General features: G+C 40.0%; 18 protein-coding genes and 3 pseudogenes. All 21 read right to left on the minus strand.

Annotated features, from left to right (window positions below):
* Position 1: 1 nt before the first annotated feature.
* The 21 genes and pseudogenes from TH67_RS03860 to fabI all read right to left on the minus strand — a co-directional run bounded on the left by TH67_RS03860 (position 2) and on the right by fabI (position 23441).
* A complete protein-coding gene (locus TH67_RS03860) occupies positions 2–2101 on the minus strand; it encodes an STT3 domain-containing protein (protein ID WP_072594447.1) in 2100 nt (699 codons plus the stop codon).
* Entirely contained in the window at positions 2094–3218 is a 1125-nt protein-coding gene (gene pglJ / locus TH67_RS03865) for an N-acetylgalactosamine-N,N'-diacetylbacillosaminyl-diphospho-undecaprenol 4-alpha-N-acetylgalactosaminyltransferase (RefSeq protein ID WP_072594448.1), read from the minus strand. Before pglJ ends, TH67_RS03860 begins: the two co-directional genes overlap by 8 nt.
* On the minus strand, positions 3215–4258 hold the full coding sequence (locus TH67_RS03870) for a glycosyltransferase (RefSeq protein ID WP_072594449.1): 1044 nt from the start codon (positions 4256–4258) through the stop codon (positions 3215–3217). Before TH67_RS03870 ends, pglJ begins: the two co-directional genes overlap by 4 nt.
* Positions 4255–5313: a glycosyltransferase gene (locus TH67_RS03875; protein WP_072594450.1), complete on the minus strand. Its 1059-nt coding sequence runs from the start codon at positions 5311–5313 to the stop codon at positions 4255–4257. The genes TH67_RS03870 and TH67_RS03875 overlap by 4 nt, the downstream gene beginning before the upstream one ends.
* Positions 5310–6242: a glycosyltransferase family 2 protein gene (locus tag TH67_RS03880; protein WP_072594451.1), complete on the minus strand. Its 933-nt coding sequence runs from the start codon at positions 6240–6242 to the stop codon at positions 5310–5312. Before TH67_RS03880 ends, TH67_RS03875 begins: the two co-directional genes overlap by 4 nt.
* Positions 6243–7004 carry a glycosyltransferase family 25 protein gene (locus TH67_RS03885; protein WP_072594452.1) on the minus strand — a complete coding sequence of 254 codons (762 nt, stop codon included), beginning with the start codon at positions 7002–7004 and terminating at the stop codon, positions 6243–6245.
* A complete protein-coding gene (locus TH67_RS03890; RefSeq protein ID WP_072594453.1) occupies positions 7005–8522 on the minus strand; it encodes an MATE family efflux transporter in 1518 nt (505 codons plus the stop codon). It lies immediately after the preceding gene.
* Positions 8522–10648 (minus strand): STT3 domain-containing protein, encoded by a 2127-nt coding sequence (locus tag TH67_RS03895; protein WP_081370907.1) that lies wholly within the window; start codon positions 10646–10648, stop codon positions 8522–8524. The genes TH67_RS03890 and TH67_RS03895 overlap by 1 nt, the downstream gene beginning before the upstream one ends.
* 8 nt (positions 10649–10656) lie before the next feature.
* On the minus strand, positions 10657–11889 hold the full coding sequence (locus TH67_RS03900) for a nucleotide sugar dehydrogenase (RefSeq protein WP_072594454.1): 1233 nt from the start codon (positions 11887–11889) through the stop codon (positions 10657–10659).
* Positions 11886–12326, minus strand: coding sequence for an ecotin family protein (locus tag TH67_RS03905; protein ID WP_072594455.1), 441 nt, complete (start codon positions 12324–12326; stop codon positions 11886–11888). The genes TH67_RS03900 and TH67_RS03905 overlap by 4 nt, the downstream gene beginning before the upstream one ends.
* Positions 12323–13646: pseudogene (locus tag TH67_RS03910) on the minus strand (UDP-glucose dehydrogenase family protein). Before TH67_RS03910 ends, TH67_RS03905 begins: the two are co-directional and overlap by 4 nt.
* A gap of 8 nt (positions 13647–13654) precedes the next feature.
* Positions 13655–14638: a UDP-glucose 4-epimerase GalE gene (gene galE, locus TH67_RS03915; protein ID WP_072594456.1), complete on the minus strand. Its 984-nt coding sequence runs from the start codon at positions 14636–14638 to the stop codon at positions 13655–13657.
* Positions 14639–14718: 80 nt separating this feature from the next.
* The gene (locus TH67_RS03920) at positions 14719–15567 is read right to left on the minus strand and encodes a DNA ligase (RefSeq protein ID WP_072594561.1); all 849 of its coding nucleotides are present in this window, start codon (positions 15565–15567) and stop codon (positions 14719–14721) included.
* Entirely contained in the window at positions 15567–16145 is a 579-nt protein-coding gene (locus tag TH67_RS03925) for a DNA-3-methyladenine glycosylase I (protein WP_072594457.1), read from the minus strand. Before TH67_RS03925 ends, TH67_RS03920 begins: the two co-directional genes overlap by 1 nt.
* 9 nt (positions 16146–16154) lie before the next feature.
* Positions 16155–17213 carry an NAD-dependent epimerase gene (locus tag TH67_RS03930; protein ID WP_072594458.1) on the minus strand — a complete coding sequence of 353 codons (1059 nt, stop codon included), beginning with the start codon at positions 17211–17213 and terminating at the stop codon, positions 16155–16157.
* 45 nt (positions 17214–17258) lie between these two features.
* Positions 17259–17936, minus strand: a complete 678-nt coding sequence (locus TH67_RS03935; RefSeq protein WP_072594562.1) for a DUF4272 domain-containing protein — start codon at positions 17934–17936, stop codon at positions 17259–17261.
* A gap of 38 nt (positions 17937–17974) precedes the next feature.
* Positions 17975–19321, minus strand: a complete 1347-nt coding sequence (locus TH67_RS03940) for an FAD-dependent oxidoreductase (protein ID WP_072594459.1) — start codon at positions 19319–19321, stop codon at positions 17975–17977.
* Between the two features lie 128 nt (positions 19322–19449).
* Positions 19450–21449 (minus strand): annotated as a pseudogene (locus TH67_RS03945) (TonB-dependent receptor domain-containing protein).
* A gap of 652 nt (positions 21450–22101) precedes the next feature.
* Positions 22102–22248 (minus strand): DUF2625 family protein, encoded by a 147-nt coding sequence (locus TH67_RS10625; protein ID WP_257638033.1) that lies wholly within the window; start codon positions 22246–22248, stop codon positions 22102–22104.
* An 85-nt stretch (positions 22249–22333) separates the two neighbouring features.
* Positions 22334–22387 (minus strand): annotated as a pseudogene (locus tag TH67_RS10785) (hypothetical protein); the annotation flags it as partial.
* A gap of 235 nt (positions 22388–22622) precedes the next feature.
* Positions 22623–23441, minus strand: a complete 819-nt coding sequence (gene fabI / locus TH67_RS03955; protein WP_072594460.1) for an enoyl-ACP reductase FabI — start codon at positions 23439–23441, stop codon at positions 22623–22625.
* Positions 23442–23553: the final 112 nt, after the last annotated feature.

A 23553-nucleotide genomic window follows, 5' to 3' on the forward strand; every position in this document is an offset into this window, starting at 1 on the left:
TTTACCTCTTTAGTTTATAAATTTTTGCCGCCCCATCAAGTATGACTGGCTCAAAAATTTTTGGATCGTACCTTTCAAGCACAAAAAGCTGGATGTATGCGCTATTTAAAATACTTTCATCAAGGATGATAAACCTACCATAATCTCTCATAAAAATGACAGAAATATTTGAGCTTTCGTTATTTTTATACTCTTTGACATTTAGCTTGCCAGCCTCGTTATAATCAGTCTCTATGAAAGATTTAAGAGGCAAGATGTTGCCATCATAGATTAAATTTGTGACATCGCTTGTGAGCGTAAAACCACCATTTAACCTAATGCCATTTTCATTTTGAGAGATCGCTCTTGTGACGATAAAAAGGCCGTTATTTAAATTTTTACCGCTTTTTAGATCGATCTTACTAAACTGCAAAATGGTTGGAAAAATACCAAGCATCCTATCTGGAAGATAGTAATAAATATCCCTTGTCTTTGCTGGTAAGCTAAAATTTGCCTCTTTTATATCACTAAAAAACTGATCGATGCTTGCATTTCTCTCTTTTAAAATTTGAGCCAAATTGCCATTAAATCGCTCTTTAAAATTTCTCTCTGTGTACTCAACATCAAGCCTTGCCATATTTGCTGAGCTTATCTCATCGCTTCCAAGCGCAAAACTCACGGCAAAATTTTCACGTCCAAGGTGCTTTCCGCCGTCAATGAGCGTCTTAACATCGCTGTAATATCTGATCGGATATCCATAGTCCCACCACGCAACCACGTAGTCCTCGCGATCCGCGATGCCTTTTAGCTTATTTAAAATTTCAACCTCTTTGTGTACAAAAACCGGCTCAGCTTTGTAACCATAGATATGAATGAGTGCTGGAGTTAAGGCGAGCACGGTTACAAAGGCTCTCGCAAGATTTAGCACCGCTCCTTTTAGCTTTAAATTTGAAAGTATAAATTCCACTAAATAGCCAAAACCAAGTGCCATGATAGGCACAGCGTAAATGGTAAATCTAAGGCCACTTTTAAATGCCAAAAAGCCAAGAGCTAGCATGCCAAGCGATACGGCAAATGAGCGGTGCTTGTAGCAAAACAGAGTAACACCTGCAAGCGAGATCAAAAATGTGATGATATTTGCGCTGATCCTCTCGCAAAATAGCGTAAAATCAACGATGCTTGACTCTTGGATGGTTTGATTGACATTAAAAAAGTGAAAGCTCATGCCGCTTAGTTCTGGACTTCCTCTGAAAACATAAAATTTAAGCTGAAAAATAATCGGATTTAGCCCGCCACGGATGACAAAAATAACAAAGATAATTGCCAAAACGCCAAGAGCAATTTTTAAATTTATCACCTCTTTTTTAAAAAGACAAAACGCACAAATAGCGATGATAGCGATAAATTTAAGCGTTAGATCAAGGTTTGAGATAGCAAGTAAAAGCAGCGAAATTTCAAGGTAAAAAAGTGGATTTTTCCTATCAAAAATGAGCGTATAAAGTAAAAATAACCCAGTTAAAATGCTAATAAGCGAAAAGGCGCTTAAGTACCACCACATATAGATAAGCACGCTTAAAGGTGCTATTATCAGGCTCTTTGCATCCTTTTTCTCAAGCACTCTAACAAGCCCCCAAACGACAAAGACGCTAAGAGTGATGATGAGCATGTCGGTGTCGTAGTAACCAGCCATCGTGCGGTTGTAGTAGCTATTTGCGATCACTGCAAGAAGTGCAGCGATGAAGCCAGCCATTTTTACTTTGTATTCATTTGCGATCAAGATAACAGGCACAGCCACAAGCGACGAGAAAAATACGCTCATATAAATCATCGCCGTCTCAAGCTTGACGCCTAGAAATTTCACGATCCAGTAAGTAAGCGTCGAGAGCGGATAGCCGTAGTAGCTAAGGTCGTTTTCTTGGTGAAAACCAGCTAACATATCCCTTGCACCCTCGGCAAATGCGTAACCGTCGTTTGTGCTGATCATCAGCTCGTTGTTCCAAAAAAAGACTGGATACTCACTCGCCCAAAAGACCCAGTAAAGCCTACAAACCATGCCAAAAAGGACCGCGACAAATATCATAAGGTATAAAGAGTAATTTTTAAAAAATAAATTTCTATTCATTAGGATTTTCCAAAAAATTTATAAGCTTGCTCGCTATATTTTCACTATCAAAAAATTTAGCCCGATTATACGCAACATTTTCAAAATTTTGCCTTATTTCACGCTCGTTAAGCACCTTTATCATCGCTTCTTTCATCGCATTTTCGTCATCAACTGGCACTAAGATGCCAAACTCGCTATCGCCCAAAAGCTCCTTTGCGCCGCTTTTGTGCTCGGTTGAGATGATTGTTTTTTCGCATGCTAGTGCTTCAAGCAAGACATTTGAAAAGCCCTCAAAACGCGAAGCACAAAGCAAGCAAGAGGCGTTTTTTATATGTTTAAATGGATTTTTATCAGTGCCAAGAAGCTTTACTCGATCACCCACATCAAATTTATCTATCAAATTTTGCAGCTCGTCCTTTAAAGGCCCTTTCCCTAAAATGCCAAGCGTTGCACGAGGGTCATTAATAGAAGCTATTATTTTTATTAACATGGTTTGATTTTTACCACTATCAAGGCGGCCAATGTTTATGAAAAATGGCTTAAAGTCACTCTCAAGTGGCTCATCTTTTAGCAAATTTATAGTTTTTAGATCAAGGGCGTTATAAAGCACCTTTGTTTTAGTATCACTCATACCAAAATTTCGCACTAGATCCTCTTTGTTACCAACTGCATTTGCAAGAATGAGATCTGCTTTTTTATAAAGATGAGTGAGTAAAAATTTATTAACCCTGCCGCTTAGATCGTCTTTATATAGGACCGATGGACAGCTTCGCTCGCTGATAACTAGCTTTTTTTTAAAGCCCAAAATTCTAGCTATTGAAGCGATATAGCATGGGCGGTTCATCAGCACAAACTGCGTGTCGATGCCTAAATTTTGACAAAGCTTTTTATATTTAAAAGCAAGCATTGGCATCGCTAAAAAGAGCCTTGCGAGCTTCTTTAGCCCGCTCTCGTAAGGATCACTATTTTCTATAAAGTGGATTTGCACCTCGCTTGGGATCTCGTAGGCGATGACCTTACTCATTAAGATGAGATGAACTTCATAAAGTTTAACTAAAAATGGCAGTAAATTTGCCACATTTCGCTCAGCACCACCAGGCCCCATCGAGTATAAAAAAACGGCTAATTTTTTCACTTGCTAACAACCTTTTTTATAAATTCTCGCCACTGCTTGATAATATTTTCTTTGCTAAATAAATTTGCACTTTCGCTGGCATTTTTTGCTAGTTTTTGCCTTAAATTTTCATCTTTTAAAAGCATCTCAAGCTTATCTTTAAGATCATTTGCATCGCCATTTTTAAAGATAAGCCCGTCCGTGCCGTCATTTATAAGCTCTCTTGCACCCACGGTGTCGCTACTTAGCCTAGCACAGCCAAAGGCGCCTGATTCGATTAGTACGTTTGAAAGCCCCTCGCTTCTTGAGCAAAGAGTAAAAATTTTTGCCTCACTATAAAGCTTTGTGACATCACTCATGTGACCTAGAAATTTTACGTTAAGCCCCAAATTTGACGCCATTTGCTTCAGTTCGGCTTCCTGTCTGCCACTGCCTGCGATCTTTATCTCCCAGCCATCAAGCAAGCTCTTATCCACCTTGCTAAGCGCCTCAAAATAGAGATCATAGCCCTTTACCACCTCCAGCCTTGCCACGCTTAAGATGACGTTTTGCTTCTCATAAATTTCAGGTATGTCGATAAAAAGCGGGTTGTGGATGATCTCGCAATTTTTGGCAAATTTATAGTAGTTGAAGTCACTTTTACTTAGCACGCTTAAGCCATCTACAAAGCGGTAGGCAAAATCACGCATAGCGCTTGCGATTTTGCTTTTTAAGTAGCTGTGTTCGTGATGTTCGGTCGCTATTAGTTTGCTATCTAGTCCAGCATTTGCCAGCGCGCAAGCGACGTTTGTCCAGTCGATAAAGCTAATTATGAGATCAGCTTTTTGCTCTTTAAAAAGCGCTCTAAGAGCTAGGATTTTTTTAAATTTTAAAGCGAGCCTTGAGCCAGTGACGTTAAGGTTTATGATATTTATCTTTTCATTAAATTTATAAAACCCAAGGTCCTCTTCAAGAAGAGCGATAGTGATCTCATTGTCCTTGCTAAGCTCATTTGCAAGCACATTTAGCACTCGCTCAGCTCCGCCGTTTCTAAGTGCGGCGATGACAAAAAGAATTTTCACTTCACACCTCCAAGCCTTAAAAGTTCCAGCCATTTTTTATAAATTTGCTCCACGCTAAACTCATCAAGTCTAGCCCTTGCGTTTTTAGCAAATTCGCCCATTTTTGCCTCATCTTGGAGCATTTTTGCAAGCTTTTTGCTCATCTGATCAGCGTCATTTATCTCGCAAAGCAAGCCATCAAAGCCATCTTTTATAAGCTCTTTTGCTCCGCTAGTTCTTGTCGCAACACGCACGCAGTCATAGTTTATAGCTTCTATCAAGGTGTTTCCAAGACCCTCGAAATTTGAGCAAGAGAGCAGCACTTTTGCTCTTTTATAAAGCGAGGCGATGTCGCTAACGCTGCCTAAGAATTCGACATTTGCACCCAAATTTTTGGCTAAATTTTCTAAATTTGCCCTCTCGCCGCCATCTCCAGCAACAGCGAATTTGTAGCCACTTTGTTTTAAATTTGCAGCCACTCTTACAAACATTTCACAGTTTTTTATCTTATTTAGCCTGCCAACAAAGATGACTAAATTTTCTTTAGCAAAGCTCTCACTGCACACCTCTTCAAAGAGTGGGTTGTAAATTTTCATCACATTTTTGCAAAATTTCGAGTAATGCCCTAGATCCTCATCGCTTAAGACGCTAAGTGCGTTTGCAAATGGATAGCTTATGCGTCTTAGCACCTTAAAAATGGCTCTTTTTGGCGCAAGGTAGTTTGTGTGCTCGCTTATGATTATAGGCGTTTTTAGTCCAGCTGAGCTAAAGAGAACCAAGGTATTTACGGCATCTAAAAAGGATATCACAGCGTCAAATTTACCCTCTCGTATGAGCGCTCTTAAAGCAAGCACCTTTAAAACTCTCTTTTTTAAATTTCCAATCAAGCCAAGCTCATCAGCCCCAACGCCTAAATTTATGAGCTTCACGCCGCTTGCTAGCTCGTAAAATGGCTCGTCCTTATCAAATTTAACAAGGCTTACATCGTGATCCAAGCTAAATCTTGATGCGATCACCGCGCAAACTCGCTCCGCACCGCCACTTCTAAGCGTTGATGTGACAAATAATATCCTCATACGCCAAACCTTTGTTTTATCTTCACTCTAAGCTTTGAAAGTGCCGGCAAAATGCCACTTGGAAGTGGGCTAAGCAGTAAGAAAATAAACGCCTCTTTACTAAATTTAATGCTAAGGCTTTTAAAGATACACCTTAACATAAGGCCATATTCGCCTGCTATTTTGGCGTAGTAAGCGGCATTTTTATACTGTATAGCTAGAAATTTTGGCTCATTTTTTATAGCAATGTCGTAGTGCAAATTCGCTGTTTTTATGTAGGCTTTTGCTACGCTTAACGCGTGTTTGCCGGCATTTAGCGTCGCACTATCACTTCTTGCGATGCGGTAGATGTAAAGTGGCTTTTTAAGATAAAAGACATTTTTTTCAAAAAAGCGGATATAAAGCTCATTTTCGCCGCCAAAACTGCTCTCATCAAACCTAAAGCCATCTATAAATTCACGCGAAAAAAGCTTAAAATACTCGCCATTTATCCGTCCGCAGTGATAATCAACCTTGCTCATCGCCCCACTCTTGCTATATGGGCTTCTACCAGCCATCATATCAGTCATCACGCCATCTTTTTCGCAGATCGCATCTGCAAAAACGCACGAATACTCGCCGCTTTTTAAAATTTCATAGCACTCAGCAATCGCCTCGCTCATTAGCTCATCGTCATCATCAAGCAAGCAGACAAACTCGCCTGTTGCGTTGTCAAAGCCGTTATTTTTGTTGCCATTTGGGCTCTTTTTGTGAGCGGTGTTTTTTACAAATTTGATCCTTGCGTCATTAAAACTCTTGCAAATTTTACTCGCACTCTCGTCATCGCCGTCGTCGGTTACAACTATTTCTAAATTTTTATAGCTTTGAGCTAGAGCGCTTTTTATGGCCTTTTTTAAAAGCTCTGGACGCTTGTAGGTCGCGGTTACGATGCTGATTAATGGCTCGCTCATTTAGCCCCTTTTAAAAATTCTCTCATAGCCTTGAAGCTTTTCAAGCCGTGAGAAAAATATAAATTTAATTGTTTTTATGTAGGCCTTTAAATTTGCGCTGTATCCTCTCTCAAGGCGCTCGCCCTCGATGTTTGAGCCACTAAGATCAGTTGGGTGCGCAAAAAGATCGCAAAAATACATCTGCATATCATTAACGCCAAGCAAATAGTCCCAAACATCAGTCGTGCAAAGCGCATTTTTGTGGATTTCAAGCAAATTTTTAGCACTTTTTTTAGTTAGCACATATGCTCCTGCTCTATAAATACTTGAAAATGAGTGCTTTGATACCTGCCAAAGTGGCTTACTTAGGCTACTATCCACCTTTTTGCCAAAGGCGCTAAACCTGCCCTCTAGCCCATCTTGCATGCCACATATGAGCACGCTGTTTTCTGGCATCTTGCTAGCTGCCAAAAAGGCCTCTTTTATGTCCTCATCATCGCCTATCACGTCGTCTTCAAAGATGAGGGCAAATTTAGCCTCACTTGCCAAAAACGCCTCATAAGCTTTTACGTGCGAGAGCGAACAGCCAACCTCAGCCGGGCTTAAAACCTTGCCGTAAGCTTTAAATGATGGCGAAATGATCTTGTAGTACTCCCTCGCGTTTAGCTCCCTACCATCGACTGCGTCTATTAGCTTAAAGCTATCGTAAGAGGCAAATTTCTGCTGCAAAAGCTCACGCCTTTTGCTGTCTTTGGCCAAAGAGATCAGATAAATTTCATTCATTTAAGACCTTTTAAATTTTTTTAAAATTTTACGCCAGACTATGCCTCTCTCGAAGGCATTAAAAAATAAAAAATATCCCAAAATATAAGCTGCGCCGGCGTATATCGCAGCAAAGATAACAAATTTTAGCCAGTTATCTAAGCTCACAAAGTCCTTGCAGGCAAACATCGCAAGCACGCATAGCGCAAAAACGGCTAAATTTTTAAAATAAACCCCGTAAAATGTGGTGAGTTTCACCTCTAAATTTAAAGCAGCATTTATGAGATCAAAGCCAAGAATTCTTATGCTATAAAAAATGGCTGCGACGATGACGATGCCATAAACGCCGTAGTCACTAAATTTAAGTAGCGCGATCTGCGCTATGATCGTGCTAACGCCAAGGATAGTGTTGGCAATGGCTGGGCGGCGAAGCTTGTTTGTCGCGCTATCAAGGTTAAAAAGCGAAAAAACAAAGCTTATAAAGACGATAGGCACAAGCGTGATCATCGAGACGTTGTAGATAAATTTGACCTCATATGCGCTTTTAAAAGGTAGCCAAAGTGTGTAAAAATCAAGTCCAAAAACGACAAAAAATGCAGCTGGAGCGCTCATCACAAAGGCGATCACCTTCATTGAAAATTTAGCCTCTTTTATTAGGTCCGTGATCAAATTTTTAGAGTAAAGTTCGACAAATTTTGGCGCAAAGATACCACTAAGCTGCGCTACAAAGCTCTCAAGTATGATAGGAGCGGCCTTAGCGACTGAAAGAAGGCCAGTGGCGTTTGCATTTACAAAAATGTTGCAAATAAATAGGTCCATGCCTGTTAAAAGTATGCGGTTTAGCGCATTAAAGCTATTCCAAATGCCAGAGCTTAAAAGCTCTTTGATCTTAGAAAAGTCAAATTTACTAAGGCTAAATTTTAGCTCTGGCGTGATGCGAGCTGACATAAAAATGGTGCTAAAAAAGACAAAAAGGCTAGCAACTAGCGCTGAAATGGCGATATATGAGATAAATGGCTTAAAAAAGAAAAAGAGCGCCACGATGAGGATTGCCAGGATCGCGCTTGAGATGGCATTTCTGATGGAGAGTAGATAGAGCTTATTTGTCACAAAGGCGCAGACAGTCAAAACGCCGTTAAATAGCCCAACGCAGAAATTTATAAAGTAAAAAACAAGGGTCATTCTCACATCAAAGAGTAGATTTTCAGGGACATTTAAAAGGCTTTGCAAATTTAGTATAAAAATGGAGCTAAGCACCACAACAACGGCGCAAAAGAAGATATTTACGACAAGCACTGATGAGTAGTAGGTGTTTGCAAGGCTTAGATCTTTTTTGTGCCACGCATGAGCGACAAAGCGCCCGCTGACCGAGTTTATCGCTACACTTATGACTGCTGCGTAGCTAACGATGGCGTTGCTAAGGCCTACAAAGCCAAATGCCTCGTTGCCAAGACTTTTTAAGATAAATGGCGTAAGAAAGAAATTTATACCCATAGATACGACAAAAACGACGATCGAGCTTATTAGATTGATTAGCATTAGACTTTTAACCTATAAATTTTTACGCCACTTGAGATGACAAATGGCTCAAAGTACCGCTCATCAGCTCGCTCAAATATAAAAAGCTGCACAAAAGATGAGTTAAAAGCATTTTCATCAAGCAACAATATCCGCGCATAGTCTTCTAAAAAAACCACATAAATTTTAGCGTTTTCATCTATGATTTTTTCATCTATTCGCAAATCTTTTCCGGATCCTTTTACCTTATAAAATGATTTTACGGCTATTTTTTCACCGTTATGTATGATAAATTTTTGCTCATTTGTAGGCAAAGTATAGCCGTCTCCAAGGTCGATACTAGCTTCGCTAATGCCATTTAATGCGCTAACATGATAAAAATCCTCTTTTTGCCTTTTACCAGTTGTAATGTCGATATAGCTATATCTAAAGATATTTGGTGCAATGTCAATCATATTAGGCACAAGATAGTAATAAACCGCCTTCTTTGCCACCGGCTGAGAAAAATTTTCACTCTCAAGCTGGCTCAAAAAAGTATTTATATCGCTTGTGTTGTAGTCTTTTAAAATTTTATCTATTGGCCTTATATTTTGCTCAAGCGAGATGTCATTATATGTAACTGCTACTCTTGCAAGTTTGGCTGAAAATGCCTCATCTTTTCTCAAAGCAAGGCTAACAAAATAATTATTTTCGCCACCTTGTCTGCCAGGATCGTTTAAAGTCATAACATCAGCAAAATACCTTATAGCATACCCGTAATCCCACCATGAAAATACATAATCATCGCGCTTAGTGAGCTTTTTGAGCCCATCAAGCGCTACTGCTTCATCACGGCTAATTACAGTCTTTGGCCTATATGAATAAGCAAAATCTAAATTTATAGCAAGAGCGGCTACGACAAAAACCAAAAGTGATAAATTTTTAATAGAATTTCTAAGATCAAATAAATTTAAAAAAAAATGCAAGAAATACCCAAAACCAAGCGCAACAAGTGGTGTTACGTACATAACAAATCTAACTCCACCAAAGAAAGAGAGGAGTCCAAGTCCAAGCATTGGCAAAGTAAGTAAAAATGGACGAAATTTAAAGCAAAGTAGCAAGTATCCAATAATAGCCGCCAGTAGTATAAGAATATTTCCCGACATGAAATAGATAAAATACAAATGGCTAGCACTTTTTACTTCACTGATGAAATTATGCTCATTTATGAAGTGAAATTTATCGCTAAGAATTTCATTGCCTTTAAAAACATAAATGCCCATTTTTGAGGTAATGAAATCAAAACCACCAAAATAGATAAAAATAGCTAGCATTAAAGTAAGAAAAATGGCTAAATTTCTAGCTGAGAGTAAATTTTTATATTTACAAAAAAGAGAGAAAAATAAAGCAATAACCACTAAATTAAAAATCAAAATTTTATTTGCTATTAGTGGATCTTTAGTAAAAATATTTGAGCTTACGATGCTTATAAACATAAAAAATATCGCTTGATAATTTTGCAATCTATCTCGCATAAAAACTAGCGTATATAGTAAAAACATAAAGAAAATGCTTAAAATAAGTGCATATGAGCTTTGATACCACCAAAGATAAAGCGATACAAAGACTCCAGGCAAAACGATAAATTTTTGTTCATTTGTGTTTAAAAGCCTGATCAAAAAATAGATGATAAAAAGCGCAAATGTGACATTTAACATGTCGCTATCAAAATATCCAGGTGATGTCCTTACAAGATAGCCTGGCAAGATAACGCTCATAAATGCCGCCACAGCCCCAGCTTTTAGCACCTTAAGCTCATTTGATATCAAAATAACTGGAAGCGCGATAAGAGGAGCTAAAAAGATACTCATGTAAAACATCACGCTTTCGATCTTAAAAGGAAAAATTTTGCAAATATAAAAAACTATGGTTGAGATTGGGTGATTAAAGGGGCTAAAGTCATTTTGCTGATGAAAGCCAGCCAGCATATCTCTAGCGCCCTCTGCGTAATAATATGCGTCATTTGTCGTAAGCATAAATTCGCCATTAAAGTAAAACTCTGGCATATCCTTTGCCCACAATACCCAGAGCATCCTAGCCGCAAATCCAAACAGATAAGCAGCCAGAAATATAAGTAAAATTTTACAATTCATGCTTACTTTGTGCACTAAATTCCTTACAGTCTAGCGTCAGCCTCTGGGTAGATATTTTTTATATCATAAACTAAATGGCCTTTTAAATTTAGCTTTTTAAACTCATTGTGAGCTACGGCGATCACGATGCAGTCGTAGTCATCTAGGTTATACTCTTTTACTAGATCAAAGCCGTACTCGTGTTTTACCTCAGCACTATCAGCCCAAGGATCAGTCACATCGACCTTGCAGCCAAAGTCTTTTAGCTCATCAACCACGTCTATAACGCGAGAATTTCTTATATCTGGGCAGTTTTCTTTAAATGTCATACCAAGAACAAGCACGCGGGCTTTGTTGATAAGCACGCCTTTTCTTATCATTAGTTTTATAACCTGATCAGCTGCGTATCTGCCCATATCATCGTTGATACGACGGCCTGCTAGGATCATTTCAGGATGATAGCCTACCTCTTGAGCTTTGTGAGTGAGGTAGTATGGATCTACTCCGATGCAGTGTCCGCCAACTAGACCTGGACGGAAATTTAAGAAATTCCATTTCGTGCCAGCAGCTTCAAGCACGTCAATGGTGTTGATATGAAGCTTTTCAAACAGCATCGCAAGCTCGTTTATAAAGGCGATGTTTATATCACGCTGAGTGTTTTCGATTACCTTTGCAGCCTCGGCTACTTTGATACTTGAGGCCTTATGAGTGCCAGCTGTGATGATCGATCGATAAATTTCATCAACCTTGTCAGCGATCTCTGGGGTTGAGCCACTTGTGATTTTTTTGATCTTAGTTACAGTGTGCTCTTTGTCACCCGGATTTATACGCTCTGGAGAGTAGCCGCAGAAGAAGTCTTTGTTAAATTTAAGCCCACTTTTTTCAAGAAGTGGCACGCAAATTTCTTCTGTAACGCCTGGATAAACGGTACTTTCATAAACAACGATGTCGCCTTTTTTAAGCACTTTTGCTACGCTCTCGGTTGCTTTTACCACTGGGGTTAGATCGGGTCGTTTATTTTTATCTATCGGAGTTGGGACGGTTACGATGAAGAAGTTGCAACTTCTAATATCGTCTAAATTTAGGCTAAATTTCATGCCATTATCGATTGCTTTTTTCATCTGCTCGTTGCTAAGTTCAAGCGTTCTATCGTAGCCATTTTTAAGCTCCTCTATACGTTTTGCATTTACATCAAAGCCTACAACCTCGTACTTTTCACTAAAAGCTGCTGCGAGTGGAAGTCCAACATATCCAAGTCCTACTACTGCTATTTTCATTTACTTTTTCCTTTCTTTTTTGCTTCTATCTTTTTTACGCGTTCATACATTCTTATTTCCGCACTTACACCTTTTGGAGTTATGATTCTAATAGGGCTAACGCCTGGTAAAATTTTAGTGAATTCATAATAAACCCGCCTCTTTTTCTTTCCGTCCTTGCAGAGCATCATCGTTTGCGCTAGCTCGTCGCCGCCGCTAAATTCGTAATAAATCCCGCGCGCGTCCTCTTTTTCCTCGAGCTTTCCGCCGAGTAAAAAGGCGAAGTTGCAGTCGATTTCTATCTCTTTAAAAAATGCGACTTCGTATTTAAAATAATCAGGTGGCATCTTCGAGATAGGTAGCTCAAAGATATTTTCCTCGGTTTTTGGCGCGTTTTCGCCTGCAAAAAGCGCAAACGGAAGTACGCAAGATACGATAAAAAGTAAAAATTCTCTCATGCCTTTACTCCGATTTGAAAATACTTAAATCCATGCTCGGCTAAAATTTTAGCGTTGTATTGGTTGCGCCCGTCAAATATGACAGCATTTTTTTAGCCTCTCTTTGATCTCCATAAAATCAGGCGATCTAAACTCACTCCACTCAGTCACAAGCACCATAGCATCGGCGTTATTAAGCGCGTCATATTTATTTTTAGCGTATTTTATATCTAAATTTGGCATATATTTTTTAGCTTCTTCGCTTGCTTTTGGATCGTAAGCGACCACTTTTGCGCCAGCTTCATCCAAAAGCTTTATCAAAGTTATCGAGCTAGCCTCGCGCATATCGTCTGTGTTTGGCTTAAACGCAAGCCCCCAAAGCGCAATCGTCTTGCCCTTTAGATCGCCGCCAAAGAAGTTATAAATTTTATCAAACAGAACTCTTTTTTGAGCCTTATTTCTTGACTCAACCGCGTTTAAAAGCTCTGGCTCAAATCCGTTTTGTCTGGCGGTATAGATAAGCGCCTCGACGTCTTTTGGAAAGCAGCTACCACCGTATCCGCAGCCGGGATAGATGAAGCTATATCCGATCCTTGAGTCGCTACCGATGCCTTTTCGTACTAAATTTACGTCTGCACCCACGCGTTCGCAGATATTTGCTATCTCGTTTATAAAGCTTATTTTGGTTGCCAGCATCGAATTTGCAGCGTATTTTGTCATCTCGGCTGATTTTACGTCCATGCAAATGAGCCTGTCGTGATTTTTCATAAACGGCTCATAAAGCTCCCTCATCACGCTAAAGCCCCACTCACTACTAGCTCCGATAACTACGCGATCTGGCTTTAAAAAGTCCTCGACTGCCGCACCCTCTTTTAAAAACTCTGGGTTTGAGACTACTTCAAATTTAACCTCTACATTTCTCTTTTTAAGCTCAGCCTCGATCACCTCGTGCACCTTAGCTCCTGTGCCTACTGGAACGGTTGATTTATCGACTACGATTAGCGGTTTGCTTAAATTTTCTCCAATCGATTTAGCAACTGAAAGCACATATTTTAAATCCGCCTGCCCATCAGCGCCCATAGGCGTGCCAACCGCGATAAATAGCACATCTGCATGCTCTAGCGCCTCAGTTATCTGCGTGCTAAATTTAAGCGAGCCATTTTTGTAACACTCACTCACGATATCAGCAAGCCCTGGCTCATATATAGGCACGATACCGTTTTTTAGCGCCTCGATCTTTTTTTCATCGACATCGACGCAGATCACGCTGTTGCCCATTTTAGCAAAGCATGCACCACTTACTAGTCCAACATATCCGGTTCCAATTACTGCTACCCTCATGTTTATCCTTAAATTTTCTTTTCCCACTCAAGGGCGGTTTTTATGATGAGCGCTAGATCGTCTCTTTTTGGCTTCCAGCTTGTTAACGAGCGCAGTTTGCTTGCGTTTGAGATAAGAATAGCTGGGTCGCCGTCTCTTCTTGGCGCATTTAGCACTTTGAAATTTACTCCACTCACCTCTTTTGCGGTCTCGATGACCTCTTTTACGCTAAATCCTCTGCCGTATCCCACGTTAAAAGTTTCGCTGCCATTTTGGCCGATATACTCTAGCGCACTTATGTGGGCGTCTGCTAGGTCACTAACGTGAATGTAGTCTCTAACGCATGTACCATCTTTTGTCGCGTAGTCATCGCCAAAGATACCCATACTCTCGCGCTTGCCAAGTATAGTTTGCACAGCCACCTTGATAAGGTGCGTGGCATTTGGATAGTTTTGACCGATTAACCCCTCTTCGTCTGCGCCTGCTACGTTGAAGTAACGTAAAATCGCAAATTTAAAATTTTCATTTGAAGAGGCATAATCTTTGATGATCTGCTCGCTCATAAGCTTACTTCTGCCGTATGGATTTATCGGATTTGTAGGCGTTGTTTCGCTCACCTCCGCCACGTCTGGCTCGCCGTAAACTGCGGCAGTTGAGCTAAATATAAATTTATTTATATTATAAGTTTTTGCGTATCTTAGCACCCTCGCAACGTTTGCGGTGTTGTTTAGATAGTATTTTAGTGGCTCGCTCATACTCTCAAAAACCTCGATAAACGCTGCAAAATGGATGATCGCATCAAATTTACCATTTTCAAAAATTTCACTTAGATCATCTTCTAAATTTGCGTTTATAAATTTAAAATTTCCGATTTTTTGGAGCACCTCAAGTGCTTTTTGTGAGCCCTTGCAGAGATTATCGATGATGGTTATCTCATCATTGCCTTGCTTTAAAAGTGCTTTTACTACGTGGCTGCCGATGTATCCAGCACCACCTGTTACTAAAATTTTCAAGTTTAAGCCTTTCGTAAAAAGTGGTTAATTTTATCAAAAATAGGGTAAAGCAAAAGTAAAGCAAGGCTTTTGAATAAATTTTAATCTTCTCTAACCCTTAAAAATATTGGAAATCTTGGCTTGCCTTTGGCTGTTAAATTTTGAAATTTATATGTAATGATAGAGCCTATCTTTGGGGGATTTTGGCGCTTTTCATCGCTTAGTCCTGAGCCTATTTTAAAGATAGTGCCAGATTTTGGCTCGCTAGCTTTTTCTTCTTTATCTTTACCGCCAAGCGCCTTGCAAGTAAGCGAGCCAGCAAGGTTAGCGTATTTACCGCTGCCTTTGTTTATAGCGGTCACTTCACACTCGGCATCTTTAAATTTCTTAAATTTAAGTGCATTTTTGCTTCGTTTTCTCTCGTATGGCGCATTTGGCTCACGCACGACTGATCCCTCTCCGCCTTTTGCGATGATACTTTCAGTAAATTTCAAAAACTGGGCGTTATCACGCATCTTTATCTGTTTTATGATGATTAAATTGTTATTTGGCTCATTTTTTAGAAATTTAGCCAAAACCTCAAGTCTGGTAAGCAAACCACCACTTGCCTCAGGCACATCAAAAACGTGAAATTTAAGCCTTCTCCACGCCTTTTCATCGGGCAGCTTATCCATAACGGTCGCTTGAATTTCTTCAAACTTAAGCTCCTTTGCGTAAAGCTCGCCATCGAGTGCAAATTTTGGGAAATTTTTAGTAAAACTTAGCGGTGCATTTAGCTTTTTGCCCTGTCTTGATAGTAAATTCTCTCCGTCCCAGTAGGCACGCACGCCATCAAGCTTCTCGCTAGCTAGCCAGCCACTAACATTTTGATCTTTATACTCGCTAAGGCGCAGCAAATCAAGAGAAAATGCAAAATTTAAAAGGGCTAAAGCCACAAAAATTATTCTAATCAAGCTTTTGCCTTGCAAAAGCAATAGTCCATATGATCATCTACAACGCCCACACTTTGCAAAAATGCATAGGTGCTAACAGAGCCTAAAAATTTAAACCCTCGCTTTTTTAGCTCCTTTGCCACAAAGTCTGACATAGGCGTAGTGGCTGGCACTTGTTTGATATCTTGATAGTGATTTATGATCTGCTTGCCGTCAAATTTGGGATCAAATTTTCTTAGCAAATACCCCCACAAATAGTCATAAAAACTACCAAATTCTTGAGTTACGGATAAAAATGCAATGGCATTTGCAGAAAGTGATTTTAGTTTTAATTGGTTACGAATCAGCCTCTCATTTTGCATAAATTTAGCTATCTCAGCCTCGCCGTAATGCTTGATCTTCTCTGGATCAAAGCCATCAAACGCCTCTCTCATGGCCTCTCTTTTTTGAAGCACTCCATGCCACGAAAGTCCCGCCTGAAAGCCCTCCAGAACTATCATTTCGAAAAATTTTCTATCATCTTTTACGACTTTGCCCCACTCATTATCGTGGTAAGCTATATCAAGCTCGCCTTTTGCCCATCCACATCGCCTCATCTGCGTCCCTTAAATCTTAACTCCGTAAAACTCACAGTACCACTCAACAAATTTAGCCACGCCGTCGTTTACTTTTGTATTTGGCTTGTAGTCAAAGTCAGCCACCAAATCGCTCACATCAGCAAATGTTGCTGGCACATCGCCTGCTTGAAGTGGGAGAAAATTTTTCTTAATCTCGCGGCCGATCTTTATCTCAACCGCCTTGATGTAGTCCATGAGCTCGACTGGGCTGTTGTTACCGATATTATAGACCTTAAACGGCGCTTTTGAAGTGGCAGGATCTGGATGCTTTGCGTCCCAGTTTGGATTAGGCTTAGCAGGATTATCTATGCACTTAATGATACCCTTTACGATATCGTCCACGTAGGTAAAGTCGCGCTTCATCTTGCCGTAGTTAAAGACGTCGATACTCTTATCTTTAAGCGCAGCATCAACAAACAAAAATAGCGCCATATCAGGGCGTCCCCATGGTCCATACACCGTAAAAAAGCGAAGTCCAGTCGTTGGCACGTTAAATAGATGACTATAAGTATGTGCCATCATCTCGTTACTCTTTTTAGTCGCTGCGTAGAGGCTTATTGGGTGATTGACCGCCTCGTGCGTAGAAAATGGCATGTTCTCATTTAGTCCATAAACCGAGCTAGAGCTTGCATAGACTAGGTTTTTGATCTCATTGTGGCGGCAGCACTCGAGGATATTCACAAAGCCCGTGATATTACTGTCTATATAGGCTTTTGGGTTTATGAGCGAGTAGCGAACGCCAGCTTGTGCGGCTAAATTTACTACTACGTCAAATTTTTCTTTATCAAAAAGCTTTTTCATCGTCTTTTCATCAGCGAGATCTGCTTTTATAAATTTTAAATTCGGATGCGTTTTTGAGGTGATAAGCTTGCCATAGTCTATCTCGCTCGTATCAAAGCCAGCCGTTTTTAGGCGTGCAAGCTTTAAATTTACGTCGTAATAGTCATTTATCACGTCATATCCGACGACCTCGTCGCCTCTTTTTACAAGGGCATTTGCAAGGTGAAATCCTATAAATCCAGCTGTTCCAGTTACTAAAATTTTCATATTTTTCCTTTCATTTTTGGCTTATTTTAGTGCAAAAATGTAAATTTACGTATTTAGATCAGGGTAGTCCCAAGCGTTAAATTCAGCTCTTAAGTCGTCGTTCTCCCAACCTTTGCAACATAGCCACTCAAGCCCTGCACGTCTCTCCATAACGACCTCTTCGTCAAGTCCGGCAACCTTTTTACCGTTTATCCTTGCATCAACACACGCCCAGTGATAGCGATAAACTAGGTCAAGCTTGCTTAAAATTTCATCCAAACTGCGTAGTTTTGAGCGATTTTTGAACCCACCCTCTCTAAAGACATCCATCACAAAATCGCAGTCGCAAATTTTATCCATCTTACCGATATCTTCGGCAATGCCAAGCGCCCAAAGCAAGATCCAAAGCGACTCATATTTCCAGCCCATATTTACGGCCAAATTTATATCAGCCCTGCCCTCTACGACCTCTTTTTCTTTTGCACTTAGGTCATCATAAAAATCGCCCAAAAAGTCTTTAGCCCAGGCTATCTCATCTTCACTTAAGTGGCCATTGTCGCGGATCGTGCAGGCACACATAATGGCCGTAAATGAGCAAACCGCACGAGCAATGATCTCATCAACGCTTCTTGGCGTAACTTCACTATTGTCATACCTTAGTGGCAGACTCTCGAGCACAGCCACGCCCTCTTTTTTTAAAATTTTTATGCTCTCATCTTTTCTTTGTTGCGCTGTTTTTGGCATATCCGCACCTTTTTTAAAAATATCAAACACTCCCATTTTTACCCAAAAAACTCGGCGCTAAATTTCTCTTCGTTAAAATTTTTACCTAAAAATTTACAGGCTTCGATCATATCAGTTCTTGCTATTTCAAAGCAACTAGTAGCCCCAGGGCTTGGAGTCATATTAAAACTTATGCCCTCGCCTGTGCTTATCTTGCCCTCGCCAAGCTCAAGGCACTTTTTATTACGGTCGATAACTTGCGGTCTTACGCCGCCAAAATTTACAGCATAGCTAAGATCGTTTTCACTTAGGCTTGGCACGATCTTTCTAGCATCTTTTACAAATTCTTTTTTATTGATAAATGGCACTTCAAATAAGAAATTTCTTAAAATATAAGATCTAATGTCGCTATCTTTTAAGAGATTTGTAAAGACTTCAAAGACGTTTTTATCAAATTTTAGGCATTTACAAAAGTCAAAAAAGCTTGAACAGCCGTGATATCTCTCTAGTTTTGGTATGACTAGAGCTGTTGGTCCAAAGCGGGTATTTCCATTAGCTAGGATATCTGGATCGCCGTGAAGCGCGGCAAATGGTAGCTTATCATTTTGCACCATATAAACTTTGCCGTTTAGCAGGCGTTTTTTTGCGAAATAAAAGCTTCCAGCAACGGGCAGTGTGCTAAGATGAAGCCCATAACCCATTTTGTGAGCCAAAAATAGCGAGTGGCCTCCAGCATCGACTACGACGTAGTTTGCAGTGATCACTTCGCCATCATTTATCTTTATGTGAAATGTATCGCCAGCCTTTTTTATATCAGTTACTTCTGAGTTTAGGCTGATCTCATAACCATCTGCGCCTAAATTTAGCGCATTTTGCACGAGTGAATTTGCTAAGCCGCCAAAGTCCATCGTCGTAAACTGCCCATTTTGCGTACCTATGGCGATGATATTTTCTGGCCTCTCATTGCCATTTGCGTCAAAAACGACGTTTGGCTCGATTTGCTTTAACTTCTCTTTGTCATAAATTTCAAGATAAGGGAAAAGCTCTTTAAAACTCTCATATCTCTCTTTCATGCACTCTACTTCGGCATCTCCGATAGCTAGTGCCATCTTTTGATGAGCGAACATATATTTGCCATCAAGATTGTATTTTAGAGCATATTTTACTGGCATATTTGCCACACGAGAGACTTTTTTTGCCTTTTCTAGTGTATAGTTTGTCTCGATATCACCACAATGAATGGTTTGTGAGTTGCCTTTGCCGTTTGAATTTAGAGTAGCTACGCCGTCATATTTTTCTAAAAGTGCGACCTTTTTTATATCACTAAATGCAGCCAACTCATAAAAGAGCGCCGTCCCACTAATGCCTGCTCCGACAATTACCACTTCAAAGTGCTTCTGCCTCATTTTTTCTCCCAAAAAAGTTTAGTCGCCAAAATGATACTATATTAATTTTAAAACAAACAGCATAGTTAAAAAAGCTAGAATTTTTATATAAAAGTGAAATTTGGCAAGGTTCTCACCTTGCCTTGAAGTTAAAATTTATAAGATACGTTTACTTTGAAATTTCTACCCGGCTCCCAGTCATAAGTTATTTCGTTGTCAAAAAGTCTCTGAGATTGAGAAACATAGGCTTTGTCAAATAGATTATAAATTCCCGCATTTACTTCAAGCCCTTTAAATTTACCGCTACTTGGCGCATAGGTAGCGTAGATGTCGCTAACTGCGTAGCTTGGTATCTTGACATTTTTATCGTCGCCAGCTGAGACGGTATTTTTTGAAGCAAAGTAGATTAGGTTGTAGCCTATTAGCGTATCGATCCTTGAAAATGCGTACTCTGCGTTAAATGTGTATTTATCGCCCTGATCGCGGTAACCAATGATATTTGAGGTATAGTAGCCACCGCTTGCCTTAGCGACCCTATCTTTGTATTTTACATTTTGATGAGTGTAGCTAGCAGCTAGGCTTAGTGCGTCTAAATTTAGCCTTGCAAGTAGCTCGACGCCACTTATATCAGCTCCACCAGCGTTTATACGTCTGGATATAGTTATTTCATTTGGCGGCGTTCCAGTCACATAAGAGCCATTATCTACGATTAAGTTTTTATATTTTGTCTGAAGTATTTTGCAGAGAGGCTATATGAGCTAGCTTCATTTATGTCGCCATGATATTTAAGACCAGTTTCATAGCTATTACCAGTCGTTGCTTTTAGATCTTTATTTGCTTCAAAATTTTTTGCCCTACTAGCATACATCGACTCCATAACGTCAGGCCCTCTAAAGACTCTTGCATAGCTTGCAAATGCGTTAAGCCCTTTAATGATCTCATAATCAAGCGCAAGCGCTGGGGTAAATTCATTGTATTTATAGGTATAGCTCTTTACATTTCCAGCCCTGCCATCATAGCTTTTTAGCTCATGGTGCGTATATCTGATACCTGGAATGATAGTTAGCGAGCTAAAATTTAGCGCATCTTCTGCATATATTGAGTAGTTATTTACTTTTTCTGGGTAGTGGTTGTCTGGTTTGTTAAAATTTTTACTTTGGTAAAACTCAGCGCCATATCTAAAAGTCTGTGTCAAAGCGCCACTCTCGACTACGCTTTTAGCCTTTGCATTTATGCCATTTGTCTTTACGCCTAAAATTTTTAATATAGGGTCATCTTTTTTGTGCTCGGTATTATATGCCGTTACCTCTAAATTCAAAAGATCGCTTGGCTTATACTCATACTTTAGCGTTATCGTATCACGCTCATATTTGCGGTAGTCATCAACATTTACTCCATTATGCCAGCTACCAAATTCTGCTCTAAATGGATAAATGCCCTTGAACTCATTATGCTCTCTTGAGATAGAAATTCTATGCGCATCAAGGAAGCTATAACCAAGCTTTAAAAGATAGCTAAGGTCGTTGCCATCGCCACCTATCTTTGCTTTGTTGCCACTTTTGCCGTAGTCGTAGCCCTTGTGATTAATAGCGGCTATAAAATCAAGCCCTTCAACCGGTGCAGTAAAGAGCATAAGACCTTGAGAAAATTCGCTGTTATTTGAGGCGTATCCTGTCTTTATCTTTGCGCCGATGATCTCACCATCATCAAGCAAGTCTTTTGCATCAACCGTTTTAAAGGCGACCGAACCGCCAAGTGCACCTGAGCCGTTTACCACTGATCTTGAGCCAACCTCGACATCAACAGCTTTTATAAGATCTGGATCGATCAGCAAGTCAGCGTTGTGGTGAAATGTATTTCCGTTTTGCTTCGCGCCATCTATCGTGATATTTAGACCGCGGTCGCTCACGCCCCTCATGTAAATTTTTTGATTCATGCCGTTTGTTCCGCCAACATAAACACCAGGAATATCTCTCATCACGTCTTTTACTAGGCCAGCGTTTCTAGTTGAAATTTTGATATCATCAACGCCGTATCCGCCACTGCTACTTGTTACCTCAACTCCGCTTAATACGCTCTCGTCTGCCCCATTTGCACAAACTGCTATGCTTGCTGCAAGAGAGAGTTTAAATAAGCTTTTAAATCTCATATTTTCTCCTATTTTGGTTATTAAAATTACTATTTTAATTTTATAGCATAATTTTGAGATTGAATATTATAATTTTAAGTATAAATTTTGGATAAATTTTTGATTTTTTTGGCAAAAATATAAACTATTTTTAAATTTTAATTATCTAATAAATTAATTAAATATTGAGATAAAGGACAAAATTATATAATTTTATCAAGATAGTAAATAAGGTTAATTTTTAATAAAAAATTATTATAAGTATAAAAATTCTTAAATTTTGTAGATAATTTTTATCAAGAAATGCTTAAGAAATCTAAAATAAATTTTGCTTTTTTTAGCGCTCAGAATTGTTTTTATAAACACTCTTAAGTAGATTATGAAAAAATTTTATAAATTTTAAATAAGATAGAGCAAAACTCTTGGATCTGCTGGAAGTATCATATAAATTTACTAGACGCCATTGAAGGCAAAAATGAAAAATTCATTCATGCAAATATCATCCTTTTTCATATTTTTTAGTCTTAGACTTACGTTGGTGTCTTGCCAAAGTATCGGCAGCAATGCAAACATCACCTTATCAAGGCTAAAATTTCTTACATCCTCAGGCCAGCCATCCTAGTGACAAAGCTTGTAAAATTTAGATATATCGTCGCAAAGCACCCAGTAAAAACTACGAGTAGCCAAGCTGTGCATCCTCCCATTTGCCGCTATCTGGCACGCAGTAAAAGACATTGCCAGCTTTGCCACCAAAGGCACCGCCGTTTATCGCGAAAAATCCATCCAAAACATCGTTTGCCGCGAGCAAATTGCTAGACATCTGCCCTGCTTCGCTAAAGCTCTTGCCAAGGTTAAAGCTGTATTCCCCGCTTCATCTGCTCGCATCCTGAGCCAAGTAGGCGTAGCTAACCTCCGTCTATCACGATGCCACCACACCCATAAACAAGTGCTCCCATCGGTGAATAAGTAGTTACCTGAGAAGTCCTAAAAGCTCGCTTTGCGCCCCGCCCTTATCACTGGGCAAAATTTCCACTCGTTCTTAGCTTATTTAGCCACTCTTCGACCAGCTACCAGCCCGGCTCATTTGTATCCATGAGCCACTCTAAAGCTCTCATTACGAGTTGTTGCGATAAAATTTGATTAAATTTAAAAGAAGATTTTGGCGAGTAGCCTCGCCAAATTTATGTCAGTAGGTTATTTTGCGTCCCAGGCTAAAATCGTGTTACCCTCGGCGTCGGTAGCCACGTCGCCCATGCCCATGATGTTATAGCCGCAGTCTACGTAGTGAACTTCGCCTGTTACGCCGCTAGCTAGGTCGCTAAGTAGGTACATAGCACTGTTGCCGACGTCTTCAGTCGTGACGTTGCGTTTTAGCGGGCTATTTACTTCGTTGTAGCGTAAAATCATCCTAAAGTCGCCTATTCCGCTTGCAGCAAGCGTTTTGATAGGACCTGCACTGATCGCATTTACGCGGATGTTTTTAGCGCCAAGGTCATGTGCTAGGTAGCGAACTGAGCTCTCAAGTGCTGCTTTGGCAACACCCATTACGTTGTAGTGTGGCACAAATTTTGGTCCGCCAAGATATGTAAGAGTTAGCACCGAGCCGCCCTCTTTTAGCACCGGTAGGACCGCGCGAGTAAGGCTTAGTAGCGAATAAACACTAGTGCCCATCGCTATATCAAATGCCTCTTTTGTCGTATTTACAAACTCGCCCTCAAGCGCTTCTTTTGGTGCGTAAGCCACAGCGTGCACGACAAAATCGATCTCGCCAAGGTCTTTTTTGATTTGACCTGCGAGCCCATCTAAATGTGCCTGGTTATTTACGTCAAGCTCGTAGACAAATTTGCTCCCAAACTCCTCCGCAATCGGCTCTACACGCTTTTTAAGAGCATCATTTAGATATGTAAATGCCATCTGCGCACCTTGATCGCAGCAAGCTTTTGCAATGCCATAAGCTATTGACTTGGCGTTAGCGACGCCGACGATGAGGCCCTTTTTGCCTTTTAAAATCATTATTTCTCCTTTAAAATTTGCAAAATTTCGCAAAACGCCAAATTTTAAATGCAATTTGATAGCGGAAGTATCGCAAAGCTAGACTAGGCGACTTAAAATTTTGCAATCCAAA

Source organism: Campylobacter concisus, assembly GCF_001891085.1.
Lineage (GTDB): Bacteria > Campylobacterota > Campylobacteria > Campylobacterales > Campylobacteraceae > Campylobacter_A > Campylobacter_A concisus_O.

Excerpts from the sequence above, each read along its gene's own strand:
- fabI (WP_072594460.1), bottom strand. The coding sequence starts at position 23,441 with ATGATTTTAAAAGGCAAAAAGGGCCTCATCGTCGGCGTCGCTAACGCC.
- TH67_RS03930 (WP_072594458.1), bottom strand. The coding sequence starts at position 17,213 with ATGAAAATTTTAGTAACTGGAACAGCTGGATTTATAGGATTTCACCTT.
- TH67_RS03890 (WP_072594453.1), bottom strand. The coding sequence starts at position 8,522 with ATGCTAATCAATCTAATAAGCTCGATCGTCGTTTTTGTCGTATCTATG.
- TH67_RS03880 (WP_072594451.1), bottom strand. The coding sequence starts at position 6,242 with ATGAGCGAGCCATTAATCAGCATCGTAACCGCGACCTACAAGCGTCCA.
- TH67_RS03860 (WP_072594447.1), bottom strand. The coding sequence starts at position 2,101 with ATGAATAGAAATTTATTTTTTAAAAATTACTCTTTATACCTTATGATA.
- TH67_RS03935 (WP_072594562.1), bottom strand. The coding sequence starts at position 17,936 with ATGCCAAAAACAGCGCAACAAAGAAAAGATGAGAGCATAAAAATTTTA.
- TH67_RS03940 (WP_072594459.1), bottom strand. The coding sequence starts at position 19,321 with ATGAGGCAGAAGCACTTTGAAGTGGTAATTGTCGGAGCAGGCATTAGT.
- TH67_RS03900 (WP_072594454.1), bottom strand. The coding sequence starts at position 11,889 with ATGAAAATAGCAGTAGTAGGACTTGGATATGTTGGACTTCCACTCGCA.
- TH67_RS03905 (WP_072594455.1), bottom strand. The coding sequence starts at position 12,326 with ATGAGAGAATTTTTACTTTTTATCGTATCTTGCGTACTTCCGTTTGCG.
- TH67_RS10625 (WP_257638033.1), bottom strand. The coding sequence starts at position 22,248 with ATGTCTAGCAATTTGCTCGCGGCAAACGATGTTTTGGATGGATTTTTC.
- TH67_RS03885 (WP_072594452.1), bottom strand. The coding sequence starts at position 7,004 with ATGAATGAAATTTATCTGATCTCTTTGGCCAAAGACAGCAAAAGGCGT.
- TH67_RS03925 (WP_072594457.1), bottom strand. The coding sequence starts at position 16,145 with ATGAGGCGATGTGGATGGGCAAAAGGCGAGCTTGATATAGCTTACCAC.
- TH67_RS03875 (WP_072594450.1), bottom strand. The coding sequence starts at position 5,313 with ATGAGGATATTATTTGTCACATCAACGCTTAGAAGTGGCGGTGCGGAG.